Annotated in this window: 14 protein-coding genes and 2 pseudogenes; 7 read left to right on the forward strand and 9 right to left on the reverse strand. The window is 63.8% G+C overall.

The genetic code is table 11. The features are described from left to right. Positions 1-47 precede the first annotated feature (47 nt). Both CK228_RS30940 and CK228_RS30945 read right to left on the reverse strand, forming a co-directional pair. Positions 48-1,424: an MFS transporter gene (locus CK228_RS30940; RefSeq protein ID WP_095790293.1), complete on the reverse strand. Its 1,377-nt coding sequence runs from the start codon at positions 1,422-1,424 to the stop codon at positions 48-50. Between the two features lie 204 nt (positions 1,425-1,628). Next, positions 1,629-6,446, reverse strand: a complete 4,818-nt coding sequence (locus CK228_RS30945) for an NAD-glutamate dehydrogenase (protein ID WP_095790283.1) — start codon at positions 6,444-6,446, stop codon at positions 1,629-1,631. Between the two features lie 136 nt (positions 6,447-6,582). Between CK228_RS30945 and CK228_RS30950 the strand changes: the two genes are divergently transcribed. Beyond that, entirely contained in the window at positions 6,583-7,146 is a 564-nt protein-coding gene (locus tag CK228_RS30950; RefSeq protein ID WP_095790284.1) for a peroxidase-related enzyme, read from the forward strand. A 133-nt stretch (positions 7,147-7,279) separates the two neighbouring features. Beyond that, positions 7,280-7,606, forward strand: a complete 327-nt coding sequence (locus CK228_RS30955; protein WP_095775871.1) for a YciI family protein — start codon at positions 7,280-7,282, stop codon at positions 7,604-7,606. Positions 7,607-7,627: 21 nt separating this feature from the next. Here the strand turns inward: CK228_RS30955 and CK228_RS30960 are convergent, their stop codons facing one another. Then, positions 7,628-8,242 (reverse strand): LysE family translocator, encoded by a 615-nt coding sequence (locus CK228_RS30960; RefSeq protein WP_095775855.1) that lies wholly within the window; start codon positions 8,240-8,242, stop codon positions 7,628-7,630. 312 nt (positions 8,243-8,554) lie between these two features. On the opposite strand from CK228_RS30960, the pseudogene CK228_RS30965 reads away from it, so the two are divergent. Both CK228_RS30965 and CK228_RS30970 read left to right on the forward strand, forming a co-directional pair. Further along, positions 8,555-9,238, forward strand: a pseudogene (locus tag CK228_RS30965) (alkaline phosphatase family protein). A gap of 373 nt (positions 9,239-9,611) precedes the next feature. Next, on the forward strand, positions 9,612-10,238 hold the full coding sequence (locus CK228_RS30970) for a DUF1062 domain-containing protein (RefSeq protein ID WP_095790285.1): 627 nt from the start codon (positions 9,612-9,614) through the stop codon (positions 10,236-10,238). Between the two features lie 61 nt (positions 10,239-10,299). On the opposite strand, the gene typA is transcribed toward CK228_RS30970, so the two are convergent. Continuing rightward, the gene (gene typA / locus CK228_RS30975) at positions 10,300-12,129 is read right to left on the reverse strand and encodes a translational GTPase TypA (protein ID WP_095775858.1); all 1,830 of its coding nucleotides are present in this window, start codon (positions 12,127-12,129) and stop codon (positions 10,300-10,302) included. 143 nt (positions 12,130-12,272) lie between these two features. Here typA and CK228_RS30980 point away from each other — a divergent pair, with 143 nt between their 5' ends. Then, positions 12,273-12,611 (forward strand): hypothetical protein, encoded by a 339-nt coding sequence (locus CK228_RS30980; protein ID WP_095790286.1) that lies wholly within the window; start codon positions 12,273-12,275, stop codon positions 12,609-12,611. Positions 12,612-12,702: 91 nt separating this feature from the next. Here CK228_RS30980 and CK228_RS30985 read toward each other — a convergent pair whose 3' ends face one another. After that, the gene (locus CK228_RS30985) at positions 12,703-13,986 is read right to left on the reverse strand and encodes an MFS transporter (protein WP_179296103.1); all 1,284 of its coding nucleotides are present in this window, start codon (positions 13,984-13,986) and stop codon (positions 12,703-12,705) included. Between the two features lie 74 nt (positions 13,987-14,060). Here CK228_RS30985 and CK228_RS30990 point away from each other — a divergent pair, with 74 nt between their 5' ends. Together CK228_RS30990 and CK228_RS30995 are read left to right on the forward strand one after the other, a co-directional pair. After that, positions 14,061-14,678 (forward strand): TetR/AcrR family transcriptional regulator, encoded by a 618-nt coding sequence (locus CK228_RS30990; RefSeq protein ID WP_095775861.1) that lies wholly within the window; start codon positions 14,061-14,063, stop codon positions 14,676-14,678. 43 nt (positions 14,679-14,721) lie between these two features. Then, entirely contained in the window at positions 14,722-15,315 is a 594-nt protein-coding gene (locus tag CK228_RS30995) for a hypothetical protein (RefSeq protein ID WP_095775862.1), read from the forward strand. 84 nt (positions 15,316-15,399) lie between these two features. On the opposite strand, the gene ppa is transcribed toward CK228_RS30995, so the two are convergent. The 4 genes and pseudogenes from ppa to CK228_RS31015 form a co-directional block, all read right to left on the reverse strand. After that, positions 15,400-15,933, reverse strand: a complete 534-nt coding sequence (gene ppa / locus CK228_RS31000) for an inorganic diphosphatase (RefSeq protein WP_038650389.1) — start codon at positions 15,931-15,933, stop codon at positions 15,400-15,402. A gap of 201 nt (positions 15,934-16,134) precedes the next feature. After that, positions 16,135-16,641, reverse strand: coding sequence for a GNAT family N-acetyltransferase (locus CK228_RS31005; RefSeq protein WP_095790287.1), 507 nt, complete (start codon positions 16,639-16,641; stop codon positions 16,135-16,137). 154 nt (positions 16,642-16,795) lie between these two features. Next, complete coding sequence (locus CK228_RS31010) at positions 16,796-17,434, reverse strand: TPM domain-containing protein (protein WP_095790288.1); 639 nt, start codon at positions 17,432-17,434, stop codon at positions 16,796-16,798. Positions 17,435-17,438: 4 nt separating this feature from the next. Then, a pseudogene (locus CK228_RS31015) lies at positions 17,439-17,943 on the reverse strand (hypothetical protein); the annotation flags it as partial.

The following is a 17,943-nucleotide window of genomic DNA, read 5'->3' on the forward strand; positions in this document are numbered from 1 at the left end:
GCTCCGCTTCGCGGATCGACCCTCCCCACAAGGGGGAGGGTAAGGCGCTACTCCGACGGCCGATCCGCCGGATACGGCGTGCGAACCAGTATTGCCATGCCGATGCCGAGGAACAGGATGATCACGGCCATGCCGAGCCGCGCCGAGTCGGAGAGCGCGGTGATGGTCGCCACCAGGAACGGCGCCAGGAAACTGGTCGCCCGACCGGCCAGCGCGTAGATGCCGAAATAGCGGCCGGATTCCGCCGCTGTCACGCTGCGCGCCATGTAGGAGCGCGAAGACGCCTGCACAGGGCCGAAAGCCAGGCCGATCAACAGCCCGTAGAGGATATAGGCCTTTTCGGCCGCCGTGCCGAACAGCCCGCCTGAATCGGTGGTCGGGAGCTGGATCAGGCCCAGCAGCGTGAAGCCCGGCCCCGTCGAGATGACGCCTATGGTTGCTATCGACAGCATGACCAGCGCGATCATCACCACGGCCTTGGAGCCGAGCGCGGTGTCGAGGCGTGCCGCGATCCAGCAGCCGAAAATGGCGACGACATTGAGGATGATGCCGAACATGCCGATCTCGGTGATCGACCACTGGAACATGCCCGCCGCGAAGGTGCCGCCAAGCGCCAGCAGCGCGTTGACGCCGTCCTGGTAGATCATGCGGGCGACGAGGAAGCGGAAGATGCCGCCGCGCCTGCGCACCTCGGCCAGCGTCGATTTCAGCTCCGACAGGCCTTCCCGCACCGCCGGCCCGATCGGGATGCCCTTGATGGCGTCGGGCGTAAAGAAGAACATCGGCAGGATGAACAGGAAATACCAACCGGCCGACAGCGGTCCGGTGGCGCGCGCATCCTCGCCGAGCTTCGGATCGAGCCCGAACAGCGGGTCGATGCCGATGATCGTCTTGCCGGTCTCCGGCGAGCCGGCGAGGCAGGTGACGACAAAGATCAGCGCGATCATACCGCCGAGATAGCCGAGACCCCAGGCCGTGTTGGAGATGCGGCCGATCTCGCTCTTCGGCACCAGCCGCGGCATCATCGAATCGTTGAACACGGTAGAAAATTCCGCTGCTACCGACGCCAGCGAGAACAAAGCCACGACCAGGAACAGGTTCGAGCCGGGTGCGGCAAACCAGAGCAAAGCGAGACTGGTGATCTTGATCGCGGCGAAGAAAGCGATCCACGGCTTGCGCGGCCCGGTCTGGTCGGCGATCGAACCGAGGATCGGTGACAGCACGGCGATGACCAGCCCTGCCGCGGCGATGCCGTAGCCCCAGACCGCTTGGCCGGTGTTGGGATCGCCGGCCATGCGCGAGACGAAATACGGACCGAAGATGAAAGTGGTGACGACCGTGAAGAACGGCTGCGCCGCCCAGTCGAAGAACATCCATCCCCAGATGCCGCGCCCGGACGCCCGCTGCACTGTCTCTACCGCCATGATGATTCCCTCGGCCCCACCCGCGTCGGGCGCCATGTCTGCATGTTTCTGATGCCCATGCAAATGACAAGCCTCGCGAGCGCCCACCCCTACCTCCCCCTTGTGGGGAGGTCGGACCGAAGGTCCGCGTGGGGTCGGCGCCGCCCCCACCCCGCTGCTTCGCAGCGACCCTCCCCACAAGGAGGAGGGTAGGCCTCCGAAGCCTCACATCCCGGTCAGATCGCTCATCAGCCCAGACGCCACCGACAGCCGCGACACGGTGATGTCGCCGCCTTCGGTCAGCGCCTGCAGCCGCTCGCGGATGCGCGCCACGCGCTCGCCGCCGGCTTCCAGCCAGGCCGCCACCGGATCCGCTGCCTTGGCATGGCCGGTGAGCGCCGCGACCGCGATGCCGCGCCGCGCCGCGCCGATCGTGTCGGTGGCGCGCGACAGCGCCAACTGGTCGTAGTAGTCCGACGGCGTGATCGAGCGCGCCGCGTCCTCGACACGCGGGATGCGGAAGGCATCGCTGACCGCAAAGAAAGCCTTGGCGGCGGCGACAATGTCGGCGCCGGCCGTGCGCGCCGTCAGCGCGATGTCGGGGACGAGTTCCGCCACCTCGCTCAGCGCCAGCTGCTCGGCCAGCCTTTCCGGCGCGCCGGCCTTGAACAGCCCGTGCCGCTTCTCCTCGATCCGCTCGCGCGAAAACGCCGGCAGCAGCGAAACGAGCTTCGGCTCCAGCGCCTTGCGCGCGTCCTGCAGCTCGGCGATGCGTTGGCCGAGCGGCGCCGTGCCGGCATCGTTCTTCAGATACCAGCCGCTGGTCACATAGATCAGCCTGCTGACCATCTGGTAGAGATCGAGCTGCACCTGGCCGTCGATCTGGTTATCGAGCGCATCGATCTCGCTATAGAGCGCCGGCAGCGCAAAGCCGTCTCGCACCACGGCAAAGGTGCGCACCACGTCGGCGGCGGTGCGCCCGGTGGCTTCCTGCAGCCGGTTGACGAAGGACGGGCCGCCGCGATTGACCAAATCGTTGGCGACGACGCGGGCGATGATCTCGCGGCGCAGCCGGTGACCGTGGATTTCGGCGGCGTATTTCTTCGCCATCCGGTCCGGGAAATAGCCCATCAGGTCACGGTCGAAATGCGCATCGTCAGGCACGTCGCTGGCGACGATGTCGGAAAACAGCACGATCTTGGCATAGGCGAGCAGCACGCCGAGCTCGGCCCTGGTCAGCGGCTCGCCGCGCGCCTCGCGCTCGGCAAGGGCAGCCGGCGACGGTAGCGTCTCCACGGCGCGGTCTAACAGCCCGCGCGCTTCGAGCGCCGACATGAAGCGGGCCTGGTGCGCAATGTCGGCAAGGCCGCGCTTGCGGGCGATCGAAAGCGCCAGCGTCTGCTGGTAGTTGTTGGAGAGTACAAGGCCGCCGACCTCGCCGGTCATCTCGGCCAGCAGCTTGTTGCGCGCCGGTCGCGTCAGCGATCCCTTGCGCATGGCCGACGCCAGCGCGATCTTGATGTTGACCTCGACGTCGGAGCAGTTGACGCCGCCCGAATTGTCGATGGCGTCGGAATTGCAGCGGCCGCCATTCATGCCGAACTCGATGCGGGCGCGCTGCGTGACGCCGAGATTGGCGCCCTCGCCGATCACCTTGGCGCGCACGTCGAGCGCGGTGACGCGAATGGCGTCATTGGCGCGGTCGCCGACCTCGGCATTGGTTTCGGTGGAGGCCCTGAGATAGGTGCCGATGCCGCCGAACCACAGGAGGTCGACCGGCGCCTTGAGGATGGCGGTCATGATCTCGGCCGGCGTGGCGGTCGTCTTTGTCAGGCCGATCGCCGCCGCGGCCACCGCCGGCAAGGTGATCGACTTCTGGCTGCGCGAGACGATGACGCCGCCCTCCGACAGCTTCGTCTTGTCATAGTCCTGCCAGCTCGAACGCGGCAGCGCGAACATGCGCTCGCGCTCGGCCATCGAGGCCGCCCTGTCGGGATCGGGATCGATGAAGATGTCGCGATGGTCGAAGGCGGCGATCAGCCTTGTCTGCGGCGACAACAGCATGCCGTTGCCGAACACGTCGCCCGACATGTCGCCGACGCCGACGACAGTGAAAGGCGAGGTCTGGATGTCGCGGTTGATCTCGCGGAAATGCCGCTTGACCGCTTCCCAGGCGCCCTTGGCGGTGATGCCCATCTTCTTGTGGTCATAGCCGGCAGAGCCGCCGCTGGCGAAGGCATCGTCGAGCCAGAAGCCATGCTTCTCGGAGATCGCGTTGGCGGTGTCGGAAAAGGTCGCCGTGCCCTTGTCGGCGGCGACGACGAAATAGGGATCGTCCTGGTCGCGCCTCATGACGCCGGCCGGCGGGATGACCCCGTCCAGGCCGATATTGTCGGTGATCGACAAAAGGCTGGAGACGAAATTCTTGTAGGCCGAGGTGCCTACCTCGAAGATCGCGTCTCGGCTGCCGCCCGTCGGCAGGCGCTTGGGGAAGAATCCGCCCTTGGCGCCGACCGGCACGATGACGGCGTTCTTGACCTGCTGCGCCTTGACCAGGCCGAGCACCTCGGTGCGGTAGTCCTGGGCGCGGTCCGACCAGCGCAGGCCGCCGCGCGCCACCGGGCCGAAGCGCAGATGCACGCCCTCGACCTCGGAACCGTAGACGAAGATCTCGCGCCATGGCCGTGGCGCCGGCAGTCCCTCGATCGCCTGCGAGTCGAGTTTGATCGCCAGCGACTGGCCCTTCTCGTTCGTATCGGCAACGAAATGATTGGTGCGCAGCGAGGCCTCGATCAGATTGAGGTAGCGCCGGATGATGGTGTCGTCGTCGATGTTGGGCACATCCTCCAGCGCATCCTTGATCTTGGCCTTGAGGTGCTTTGCCGCCACCACGCCCTCTGTCTCCGCCGTCGGGCCGAGCCGGGCAATGAACAGCGCGTGCAGGCCGCGCGCGATATCGGGATAGCGGTTGAGCGCCGCGGCAATGAAATCCTGGCTTTGCGGAATGCCGACCTGCTGCAGATAGCGGCCATAGGCGCGCAGGATGGTGATTTCGCCGGACCACAGGCCGGCGGTCTGGGCCAGACCATTATAGCCGTCATTGTCGACGTCGCCGCGCCACACCGACAGGAAAGCATCCTCGAACAGCGCGCCGCCATCGGTAAGGTCGATCGGCTTGCCGTAGCTGTTCTCCAGTTCCATGTCGTGGATGAAGACCATGCCGGGCTGATCACCGTTTATCATGCCGGACTGGTCGTCGCCGACCTCGAAAGTGCGCTCGCTGATGACGCGGAAGCCGATGTTTTCCAGCACCGGCACGCGCCGCGACAGCGCCACCGGGCTGCCGTGGTGATAGATCTTCAGCGCCGCCTGGTGCGGCTTCTGCTCGGCATGGCGGTAATAGTCGATGGCGATCGGATTGGCGGCGCTGATCCTGGCGATGCGCCCGGCATCGGCCAGCGCCACGGCCGGCGAGAAACTATCGCGATAGCTTTCGGAAAACCGTGCGGCGATCGCCGTCCGTGCGGGATCGGCTCCAGTCTCGGCCGCTGTTTCCCGAAGCGCGTCGTCCCAGGTGCGGACAATGTCGCGGATCGCTTCCTCGATCGTCGCCTGCTCGATTTTCGGCGTCTTGCCGCCGGAGCGGCCGATGATGAAATGCACCCGCGCCAGCCCGCCTTCCGGAAAGGCCGGGTAGTAGGCCGACAACCGCCCCTCGAACGCCGTTTTCAGATAGGCGCCGATCTTCTCGCGTACGACGCTGTCGTAACGGTCGCGCGGCACGAAGACCAGGATCGAGACAAAGCGGTCGAATTGGTCGGCACGCACCAGCGCCCTGACGCGGGGACGCTCCACCAGGCCCAGAATAGCCTCGGCGTGCTTGCGCAGGATCGGCACCGGGACCTGGAACAGTTCGTCGCGCGGATAGCTCTCCAGCACGTTGATCAGCGCCTTGCCGGAATGATCACCCGGATTGAAGCCGGATTTGGCAATGATGGTTTCGGCCTTCGACCGCAGATACGGTATCTTCATCACCGAGCGCGTGTAGGCGGTCGAGGTGAACAGGCCGACGATGCGCAGTTCGCCCAACAGCACACCCTTGGCGGTGTAGGTCTTGACGCCGATGTAATCGAGATAGATGCGGCGGTGCACGGAAGACTTGGCATTGGCCTTGGTGACGATCAGCGGCTCCGGCCCATGCAGGAAGGCGCGAATCTCGGGCGTGGTGGTCACCGCTTCGGTGCCGCGCCGCAGCACCAGCACGTCGGGATCGGACAGGATGCCGAGGCCGGGCTTGTCGGCGCGCTCCAGCATGCCGCTCTTTTCGCTGCCGGTGTATTTGAACTCGCGCATGCCGAGGAAAGTGAAGTTGTCGTCCCGCAACCATTCGAGGAAGGCTATCGCCTCGGTGACGCTGATCTTGTCGAGTGGCACCGGCGAGTAGCGGAATTCGGAAATCGCCTGGTCGAGGCGGGCCAGCATCGGCTTCCAGTCGGTCACGGCGGCGCGCACCTGGCCGAGCAGCTTCTTTAGTCGACCGGCCAAGGCTTCGGCCTGGTCGGGCGGCAGGCGGCCGATATGGACATGAATCACGCTCAGCCGGTCATGGCCGGTGTCGCCCTTGGCGTGGCCGCCGTCACCGAGGATTTCCTCGACGCCGCCCTTGCCGTGCCTGACGACGATCACCGGATGGGTAACCAGCAAAGGCTCACCGGCGCTATCGGTGATCTCGCCAAGGACCGAATCGAACAGGAACGGCATATTGTCGTTGACGACGGTGATCACCGTCACCGGGCGGCCTTGGCGAACGACCTCGGAATCAACATCTATGGCGACGACGCAATCGCCCTTTTTATGTCTGGCGACAGCGCGCCCGGCGAGATCGGCGGCGCGCACGAGATCGGCGACGTCATAGGCGGCAATGTCTTCTGCAGGAGCTCGTGCCAGCAGATAGTCGGCGAGCTTGCCGGACCTGTCTTCTGCCTTTGCCGCTCCCTTTGCCGCGCTCTTTTTTGGCGGATTTGCGGTTTTTGGATTGGCCATGACGCTATTCCCTCCCGTCGAATGCTTTTACGGCTATCGTAGCAGATGACCGCTGTTTGGCGACAAAGGTTTGACGGCTTGCCGAGAATTATCCGAATTCGGCGGCAAGCCATCATCCAACGAGGAGAAACGACACATGACCGGCAAAATTTCAGCGCTTGATCTGGCCTCGGGAGAGCTGAGCGAGCCGACAAAGGCCTATTTCGTCAAATGCGAGGAAAAGCTCGGCCTGGTTCCCAACGTGCTCAAGGCCTATGCCTTCGACGACAAGAAACTGCGCGCCTTCACCGACATGTACAACGACCTGATGCTGGGTGAGTCCGGCTTGTCGAAGCTGGAGCGGGAGATGATCGCCGTTGCAGTCTCCTCCATCAACCATTGCTACTACTGCCTGACCGCGCATGGCGCCGCGGTGCGCCAGCTGTCGGGTGACCCGGCGCTCGGCGAGATGATGGTGATGAATTTCCGCGCCGCCGATCTTTCGCCGAGGCAGGCCGCGATGCTCGAATTCGCCGTCAAGCTGACGGAGGAGCCGGCCAAGATCGTCGAGGCCGACCGGGCCGCACTTCGCAAGGCCGGCTTCAGCGACCGCGACATCTGGGACATCGCCTCGACCGCGGCCTTCTTCAACATGTCGAACCGGGTGGCCGCGGCAATCGACATGCGGCCGAACGACCAATATCATGCCATGGCGCGTTGAGGCTCGCGGGAGGCCCAACGCGCCTTATATTAGTCATCTCTCATTTCCGTTGCGTGTTTGCCGGTTTGGTCCGATGATCGGCGGGCGGCATGACCGCATGCCGGTTCAATGCCGCTCATCACGGGAGGAGAACATGGCGAAGTTTCTCTATGTCTATCACGGCTCCGGCAAGATGCCGACGAGCGAAACCGAGCGAAAGGCCATGACCGACGCCTGGACAGGCTGGTTTGGAAAGCTTGGCTCGGCCGTTGTCGACCAAGGCAATCCAGTCGGCATGTCGAAGACCGTCCTGCCAGGCGGCAAGATAGAAAACAACGGCGGCAGCAACCCGACCGGCGGCTACTCGATCATCGAGGCCAAGGATATCGACGATGCCGCCGAGAAGGCCAAGGGCTGCCCGATGCTGGCCATGCCGAACTGCAACGTCGAGATCGCACCGATCATCAATATGATGGCCTGACGCCTCGCCTCAGGATCATGCTCAAGACCGCGCCGCGATCGCCGCGGCGGCGCCGGCCATTGTGGTGGCGCTGACGCGGTTGGCGATCTTCATGGCGCGCTTGCTCTTCAGCAGCTTGCGCGCCTGCGCGGCGGCGAGCACCCAGGCGAGATCGATGGCGATCAAAACCACCGCCATTGTCGCCGTCAGCTCGACCCAGCCGACGATGCTGACCGAGGCGAGGTCGATGATGGTCGGCAGCAGCGCCAGGTAGAACATCATGATCTTGGGGTTGCCGAGCGTCACCGCCATGCCGGCGAAGAACAGCTTCACGGCTGAATCCTCGCGCGGCATCTCGCCCTCTTCGGCATCGACCGGCGCCGTCCACATCTTCCAGGCAAGGTAAGCGAGATAGGCGACACCGACCCACTTCACCACGACAAAGGCGAAGTGAAAAGTCTGCGCCACCACGGCAAGTCCGAACACTGCCAGCGACAGCCAGATGCCCTCGCCGATCCACATGGCGAGCAGGAAGGGGAACACGTCGCGAAAGCCCTTCGCGATGACGCGTGCGACCAGTGCCGCGATCGACGGACCGGGTGAGCCGGCGGCAACGAACAAGGCGGCGGCGAAAATCAGCAGCGAGGTGAGATGCATGGCACGGCCCTCCAAACGGTTGAAGGGCGGACGATATCCGATCGACATCGCCGCTTGCAACGCCGGTGGCAGCGGATCCCGGACTGGCTCCGCGTTTGGCCATGCCCTTGACTGCCATGCCCGACTTGCAGTCAGGTTGATCTTGCCGAGCAGGCGGGAGGAGGCGTTTTCGTGGTTGTGCCAAGGCGCGCGGTCGTTCGACGGTTCTCCATGCTGGCTGTCCTGGCAGCCATCATGGCGCTGAGCGGAGGGCTCCAGGCTGTCGCATCGTCGGCAAAGCCGCCGAAATATGATCACGTGGTTGTCGTGATCATGGAGAACCACAGCTTTGAGCAGATTTCCCTGGCGAGGCGAGCCGCCCCCTATTTGAACAGGCTGGCAAAGGGCGGCGCGCTGTTCGAGCAATCCTATGGGGTTGCTCACCCCAGCCAACCCAATTACCTCGCGCTGTTCAGCGGCCTGACACAAGGCGTCCATGACGATGGCATGCATAGCTTTGCAGCGCCGAACCTGGCCGCTCGTCTTCGGGCTCACAGCAAGACGTTCGCGGGCTACGTCGAAGCCAGATCGCCGCGAAAACACAATCCCTGGGAATCGTTTGCGGATTCAAAGGGATTTGAGAAGCCTTTGGCCCAGTTCCCTCGCGACTATGCGAAGCTACCATCCGTTAGCTTCGTAATCCCCAATCTCGATAATGACATGCATGATGGCACAATAGAGGCGGCGGATGCCTGGTTGAAAACTTACCTTGGGGGCTACGCGGCTTGATCGAAGAAAAACAACAGCCTTTTTATAGTGACGTTCGATGAAGACGACTACCATACAGAGAATCATATATTTACTGTATTCTATGGATTTGGAGTTGAACCAGGGCGTTACTCCGAAAAGGTCGATCACTATTCCGTCTTGCGAACCATTGAAGACATCGAGAGCATACCCCCTTTGGGCACCAGCGTCATCAGAACGGTGATCGCAAGTGGCTGGAGCCGGCGGTAGTTCCCCACCTGCCGTCTGATCGTCCCCGAATAAAGTCGGAAGCCATCATTCGTTGGCCTCCCTTGCGGTCCTTGTTGGCTACGGCTAGAAGACCCGCCGCGAAACATTTCCGAGCTTCACTTTGCCTCAGTAACCGCCGGTCTCGTCAACTCCCCCGACACACTTGCATGGCGCCGCATCCGCGGTGCCTGTTTCATGTTCACGTGTTCCTCTGGGCGGCGGTTCGAGACCGGTTTGGCACTGCTGAACCACTGTCGCGCGCTTTCCGCCAGCGACACTTGACCATCTCTGCAGCCGACCGCCAGGCCGCGCCCGCATGGGCATCTCGATCGTGCCGACCTGATGAACTTCCCGACGGGAAGGGCTTATCGGCATGTCTGGCACTCTACGCATCCACTGGGCGGTCGCGGCCCAGATCGCACCTCGACCGCTGATCAACTGCAATCGCTGCGGCGGCGTGAAGGCTTATCGCTGCAGCGGAAAATTCCGCGTCAACGCCAATGGCAAGCGCATCGACGTGTGGCTCATCTATCGCTGCGTCGACTGCGACAATTCCTGGAATTTCGGTATTTTCGAACGCTGCAACCGCCGCGACATCGAACCGGCCCTGCTGCAGGCGCTCGAAAGCAACGACCCGGTACTGGCGCGGCGCCATGCCTTCGACGTCGTCGCCTTGCGCAACCAGGTGGGACGCGTCGAGGAGTTTCCCGATGTCGCGGTGCATAAGCGGTTGCTCGGCGGCGCAAGGGAAACCGCGTTGGCCCTGGAGCTCCAGTTCGGCCTCGAAATGCCGACATCGCTCCGGCTCGATCGTCTGCTCGCCAATGAACTCGGCATCTCGCGCTCGCGGCTCCAGGCGTTGGAGGAGCGGCGCCTGCTGGTCGTCGATCCGGACGGCGCCAAAGCCTTGCGCAAGCCGGCCCGCCAGGGAATGACGGTCCGCATCGACCTGGCCGGCGAGCCGGATCAGAAAGCGATCATCTGTTCTGCCGGCGGATAAACGAGAGAGGGGCGGAGCACCTTGTGCTCCGCCCCTCTGGGAAAATCGTCGGAAGAAAAACTTATGCCGCGCCGACCGCCTTGGACGACTTCTCGAACCGCTTGCGCTCGTTCGGGTCGAGATAGAGCTTGCGCAGCCGAATGGTCTTCGGCGTCACCTCGACCAGCTCGTCGTCCTGGATCCAGGCCAGCGCGCGTTCCAGCGTCATGCGGATCGGCGGGGTGAGCTTGACCGCCTCGTCCTTGCCGGCAGCGCGGATGTTGGTCAGCTTCTTGCCCTTCAGCACGTTCACTTCGAGGTCGTTGTCGCGGGAGTGGATGCCGATGATCATGCCCTGATAGACCTTGACGCCCGGATCGATGACCATCGGGCCGCGGTCTTCCAGGTTCCACATGGCGTAGGCGACCGATTCGCCCTGCTCGTTGGAGATCAGCACGCCGTTGGTGCGCCCCGGCAGTTCGCCCTTGTAGGGCTCATAGGCATGGAACAGCCGGTTCATCACGGCGGTGCCGCGCGTGTCGGTCAGAAGTTCCGACTGGTAGCCGATCAGGCCGCGCGTCGGCGCGTGGAAGACGATGCGCTGGCGGTTGCCGCCGGAGGGGCGCAGTTCGACCATCTCGGCCTTGCGCTCCGACATCTTCTGCACGACCACGCCGGCATGTTCCTCGTCGACGTCGATGACGACTTCCTCGACCGGTTCCAGCAATTCGCCGTTCTCGCCCTTCTGCATGACGACGCGCGGCCGTGACACGGCGATTTCAAAGCCCTCGCGGCGCATCGTCTCGATCAGCACGGCAAGCTGCAATTCGCCACGGCCTGAGACGAAGAACGAATCCTTGTCGGGCGATTCCTCGATCTTCAGCGCGACATTGCCTTCGGCTTCGCGCAGCAGGCGGTCACGGATGACACGGCTGGTCACCTTGTCGCCTTCGGTGCCGGCGAGAGGGCTGTCATTGACCAGGAAGGACATGGTCACGGTTGGCGGATCGATCGGCTGCGCATGCAGCGCCTCGGTCACCGACAGGTCGCAGAACGTGTCGGCGACCGTACCCTTGGACAGGCCGGCAATGGCAACGATATCACCCGCCTGGGCTTCCTCGATCGGCTGGCGCTCGAGGCCGCGGAAAGCCAGGATCTTCGAGATGCGGCCGGTTTCGATCTGCGTGCCGTCATGGTGCAGCACCTTGACCGCCTGGTTGGCCTTCAGCGTGCCGGATTCGATACGGCCGGTGATGATGCGGCCGAGGAAAGGGTTGGCTTCCAGGATGGTGCCGATCATGCGGAACGGGCCGGGATGGACGGTCGGAGCCGGCACATGCTTGATGACGAGATCGAACAGCGGCGCAAGCTGCTGGTCCTTGGGACCTTCCGGATTTTCCGAAACCCAGCCATCGCGGCCCGAACCGTAGAGGATCGGGAAGTCGAGCTGCTCGTCGGTGGCGTCGAGCGCGGCGAACAGGTCGAAAACCTCGTTGACCACCTCGACATGGCGGGCGTCCGGGCGGTCGATCTTGTTGATGACGACGATCGGCTTCAGCCCGACCTTGAGCGCCTTGCCGACGACGAATTTGGTTTGCGGCATCGGGCCCTCGGCGGCATCGACCAAGACGATCGCCGAATCCACCATCGACAGGATGCGCTCGACCTCGCCGCCGAAATCGGCGTGGCCGGGGGTGTCGACGATGTTGATGCGGGTGTCCTTCCAGTCGACCGAGGTCGCCTTGGCCAGGATGGTGATGCCGCGCTCCTTTTCCAGGTCGTTGGAATCCATGGCGCGCTCGGCGACGCGCTGGTTGTCTCGGAAGGAGCCGGACTGCTTCAAAAGCTGGTCGACAAGGGTGGTCTTTCCATGGTCGACGTGCGCGATGATCGCGATATTACGGAGTTTCATGTTCTGGGTCTCGGAAGCGTTGCAGGCAGCAGGCCAAAGGCGCTGCCTCTTTCGGTTGCGCGGCTCATACAGGGTTTTTCGCAGTTGCGAAAGGGGAAGCGCGACACCAAATACTCATCAAATCTTAAGCATCTGCGTGTGAGATGATTTTGTTAACCAAGGCGGGAACCTTTCAGGGCCCGAGCAGTTCGACCGACATGACCGATAAACTCAACCGATTTTGGCCGCTCATCGCTTCGGTGGCCTTTGCCTTGCTGTTGGTGGCCAATGCCGCGCAGTCGGCTGCCGCGACCCAGAAAGGCGCGCGCGCCGTTGCGCAGTCAGACGCCCGGACCGCCGAACAGGCTTTTGCCGATGCGCCCGACGGCGTTGACCCGATGGTGACGGGACCGGTCAGCGCCGCCTTCAAGCAGCGCCAGGACGCCGCCAACTGCGACAGCGCCGTGTGGCCGAACATTCCGATGGTCTGCTACCCGGACTGACCGCACATAAATTGCCGTCTCGGACAGCGGCAACCATCGACACGCCCTGAACGCACAAGGCGGTCTGACGGCCGTCAGCTCGCCTCTCGCCTTACGCGGCTTGCGGTTCCGGATCGAAAGCCGGCTGGCTGGTGTTGATCAGCAGCGAAATACAGGCGGCCGCGATGGCCGTCATGCCGGCGATGAGGAAAGCCAGTTCGTAATTGCCCTGCAGCTCGCGCATCGTGCCGCCGAAGGCGGCCGCGGTGGCCGCACCGACCTGATGGCCAGCGACGATCCAGCCGAATACGATCGGGCCGCTGCGGTCGCCAAACGCCTCGTTGGCAAGCCGTAGCGTCGGTGGCACGGTGGCGATCCAGTCGAGGCCGTAGAGGACGGCGAAGATGATCAGGCTGGTCGCCGAGAAGCCGGAATAGGGCAGGTAGATCAGCGACAGGCCGCGGATGGCATAGTAGACGCCGAGCAGCTTGCGCGGATCGAAACGGTCGGTGAGCCAGCCCGACAGCGTCGTGCCGATCAGGTCGAAAATGCCCATCATCGACAACAGGCCGGCGGCCTGCACCTCGCCGATGCCCATGTCGCCGCAGAAGGCGATCAGGTGCGTGCCGACCAGCCCGTTGGTGGTGAAGCCGCAGACGAAGAAGGTGGCGAACAGGTACCAGAACACCCGCGTGCCGGCGGCGCGGCGCAGCGTGTTCAGCGTATGCGCCAGGAAATTGCCCTGCGATGCCGGTGGCACCGGCGGAACGTCGTCGGCCTCGGCGCCATAGCGCACCATGCCGATCGAGGCCGGGCGCTCCGGCACCAGCAGCCAGACCAGCGGCAGCAGACAGGCCGTGGCGACCGCGACGGCGATGGCGACCGGCTTCCAGCCGCCCGATTGCGCCAGCGAGGCGAGCAGCGGCAGGAACACCAGCAGGCCGGTGGCGCTGGAGGCCGACATCAATCCCATGACCAGGCCGCGATTGGTCTTGAACCAGCGGTTGACGATGGTGGCGCCGAGCACACTGGCAACAGCGCCGGAGCCGATGCCCGAGAAGACGCCCCAGGTGATGAAGAGATGCCAGGGCTTGGTCATCAGCAGGCTGAGAGCGGTCGAACCCGACATCACCAGCAGCGATGCGATCAGCGTGCGGCGCAGCCCGATCCGCTCCATCAACGCGGCGGCGAACGGACCCGTCAGACCATAGAGCAGGATGCCGACGCCGGCCGCCAGCGAGATGACATCGCGCCGCCAGCCGAAGCTGTTTTCCAGCGGCAGCATCATGACGGCGGGCGCCGAGCGCAGCCCGGCGGCGATCAGCAGGCAGAGGAAGATGACGCCGACCACCACGAAGGCGTAGCGCTGGCCAAACGGACGAGATTGAGCTATCATGTTACTGACCGGTACGTTGCAAGATGGGAGCATGTATACGTACCGATCGGTAACATTGTCAATCGAGTCCCATGATGCCAACCGACAAAAATATTGAACTGTCCATCAGCGACGATCATGCATCGGCGCCGCCGAAGGCGGCCAAGAAGATCCTCGACGTGGCGTATGACCTTTTCTACCGGCGCGGCATCAGGGCAATCGGCGTCGACGAGATCGTCAAACGCGCCGGCGTCACCAAGCCCAGCCTCTATCGCAGCTTCCCTTCCAAGGACGAATTGGCCGCTTCCTATCTTCGGCAATACGATCTGGAATATTGGGAACGTTTCGACGAGGCCGTCAAAGCCCATCCGGACGACCCGCGCGCGCAGATCAAGGCTTTCCTGACCCGCATTGGCAAGCGCACGCAGGTGGCCGACTATCGCGGCTGCGGCATGACCAACGCGGCGGTCGAGTATCCCGACCACAGCCATCCGGCCCGCGTGGTGAGCGAAGCCAACAAGCAGGAACTGCGCCGCCGGCTGCGCGCCATGGCCGCCGCGATGGGGGCGCAAGACGCCGACACTCTGGGTGACGGGCTGCTGCTTTTGATCGAAGGCGCCTATATCAGCGGCCAGCTGTTCGGCCTCGGCGGCCCCGCCCAGTCGGTGGCGACGAACGCCGATCTGCTGATCGAAGCGAGCTTGAAGAAATAGCGTTTGGCGATACGTTGCTCCGGCCTAACTGGAGATTGTCGTCATGCGTGCCACTCTGATCCCGCTTGCGCTTGCCGGCCTGTGTCAGGTGGCTCGTGCCGGCGACATATCCAGCGCCTATACCGATCTCGACTCGAAGAAGGATTGCGTGACCTATGCGCAGGCTGCGGAAGGCGACGGCGACTGGGCCGATCTCGCCTGTTCGGGCTATCGTGGCTATCCCGTGCTCATCGCCTATGACGACGCCCGTGAATCGCTGTTCTACGGTTTTCCGCCCGGCGGCGACATGACGTCCGTCTGGGAAAGTTTTTCAGGCTTCAATTCGTCCGCGGCCAAGGTTGAATGGCGCATCGAAACCAATGGCGACAAGGCCGTGCCCTTCGCGGTCATCCACCGCCGCACGATCAGCGATGCCGAGGTTCAGGACAAATCGACGGACGTGCTGCTTGTCGCCAAGGTCGGCCAGATGGACGCGCGAGAAAGCTGCACGGTCGGCCTCGTGCTGGCCACCGGCAACCCGCAAGCCAACGATCAGGCGCGCAAGCTCGCCGACGCGAAGGCGCGAACCTTCGCCTGCGGCAAGGACCGGCACACCGTCATCGGCAATGTGCCGGCTTTCGGCCGGGTGGATAACTGACCGAAGCGGTTTTCCGTTCGGAATCGCGTCAAACAAAAAGTTAGAGCGGTTTGCCGTTTCTGTGAAACGGTGGACCGCTCCAAGCTACTTGCTCTTCTTCGCCCGCTCGATCGCGTCGACGATCATCTTCTTGGCATATTTGGAATCGTGCCAGCCTTCGATCTTGACCCATTTGCCGGGCTCGAGATCCTTGTAGTGCTCGAAGAAGTGCTGCACCTGCTGCAGGGTGATGTCGGGCAGCTGCGTATACTCGGTAACGTTCTCGTAACGCAGCGTCAGTTTGGGCGATGGCACCGCGATGACCTTCTCGTCCTGGCCGGCATTGTCTTCCATGATCAAGACGCCGATCGGCCGCACATTGATGACGCAGCCCGGCACCAGCGCGCGCGTGTTGCAGACCAGCACGTCGATCGGATCGCCATCGCCCGACAGCGTGTGCGGCACAAAGCCGTAATTGCCGGGATAGCGCATCGAGGTGTGCAGGAAGCGGTCGACGAACAGCGTGCCGGCCTCCTTGTCCATCTCATACTTGATCGGCTCGCCGCCGATCGGCACTTCGATGATGACGTTGACATCTTCGGGCGGATTCTTTCCGGTGGCTATGGCTTCAATGCGCATGGATTTGTCCCTCTCTCGGTCGGGAGGAGATAGCGGGCGGCGCACAATGGCGCAATGCGGCGAATGGTGCTCGCGAACGCCAGGCGGGACGCGATGGCGTCACGCGCGTTCAATCATCGGCACAAGATGTTTCAGCATCGTGATCTCACTGGGATACCGCACCGCGTACCGGCCTTGCTCTGCGCGATCATCGATCGGCGGTCATTCCCAGACGAAGGCGATCTTCTTCAGCGCTTTCTGCTCGAAGATCTCGACACCCTCGGCGACATCGCGGCCGCCGGCGCCGGCATAGAAGGCCAGCGCGTTCTGGTTGTCTTCCAGCGCCCACACCACCATGCCCTTCAGCCCGTGGTCGGCAAGGCGCGCCCTGGCCGCCGAAAACAGCCGCCGGCCGAGGCCGATGCCCTGATATTCCGGGCGCAGGTACAATTCGTAGATCTCGCCCTGCTGCTTGAGTTCCCGGGCGCGGTTCTTGCCGATCGTCGCATAGCCGGCGACGGTGCCGCCGATTTCGACGACCAGAACGGTGGCGGCGCGGCGAATCGCATTCGCCCACCAGTCGGCGCCGCGGCGGTTGATCATCGACGTCAGCGTGCGGTGTGGAATGATGCCGGAATAGGCGCCGCGCCAGGCTTCCAGATGCACTTCGGCAATGGCGCCTGCATCGCGCTGGTCGGCTTTCCGGATGTCGATCGTCAGCGTATTCATGATTTGTTAACCATAAACCCGCATCGGCCGATTGCAAGAGTCCGGGGCGGCCCGCCGGCCGCTTTCTCACAGCCGATCCTCACATTGCTGACATCGCGCAAAAGCCTGTCCGGAAACAGGCCGGACCGGTAAAGTGGCGCCTATCGGCAGGCTCTCAGATTTCGACCAGATGGTCGTCGAGCTCGTTGGTATCGCCGGATGTGACCGGGAAATGCTCGGCCAGTACCGCCCCCACCTGCTCGATCGCCTTGACGAACCCATCGGCAAGCCGGTCGTCGCCGGCATGCGCCGTCAGGTCACCCACCACGCCGTCCCAGACATGCTGGCCGACCTTGGCGTCGATGCCCGAATCGGCGACCACCTCGGCATAGCGCTCGGCGATCGAGACGAAGACCAGCACGCCGGTGCGCGCCGCGGTGCGATGGACGTTGCGGGCGAGGAACTGCTTGATCGCATTGGCGTGTGCGGCCTGATAGCGCAGCCGCCGTGGCACCATATGGATGCGCAGGCCGGGAACAGCCCACAACAGGGCAAGCACGCAGGCCAGTGCCAGCAATTGCGCGATGACGAAATGCGGCAGGCGGATGGTGAGCCACCATGCCTCCAGCCCATAGGCGACGGCGAGGCTGACCACCAGCATGCCTAGCGTCGCCATCATGGCGGCCGGAGCGAAATAGCCTTCGCTGGCGTGGGCGACGACGCAGTAGATCTCGCCGTCGGTTTTGGTTTCCGCGGCGCGGATCGCATCGGCGATGCGCTCATGATCCTGCGGGCTGATCGGTCGTGTTGCCATTGTCTCACCAGCTTCCTGAAGAACCGCCACCACCGGACGAGCCGCCGCCGCCCGAGAACCCGCCGCCGCTCGACCCGGACGACCAGCCGCTGGAACTGCCCGACGACCAGCCGCTGGAACTGCCCGACGACCAGCCGCTGCCCGACGAACCGGTCGTCCAGCCGCTCCCGCCCAAGGATCCGCTTGGCCCCTTGCCGTAACGAAACGTCATGCCCAGCCATCTATACACGCCGGGCGACAGCTTGGTGCCGAACATCGGCGGCAGGAACGCCATGGCCAGGCCGCCGAAGAACATCGTCGCCCACAGGATCAGGAACACCGCGACGATCGGGTCGATGGGGGTGCTGCTGTCGGCGGGATTGCGCTTGCCGCGCGCTTCCAACTCCTCCGGATTGCCTTCCAGCACCATGACCATGTCGTCGACGGCCTTGGAGATGCCGCCGGAGAAATCGCCGGCGCGGAACGCCGGCACCATGTCGTTTTCGATGATCAGCTTGGTGTGCAGGTCG

It is taken from the genome of Mesorhizobium sp. WSM4312 (assembly GCF_002294875.1).
Taxonomy (GTDB): domain Bacteria; phylum Pseudomonadota; class Alphaproteobacteria; order Rhizobiales; family Rhizobiaceae; genus Mesorhizobium.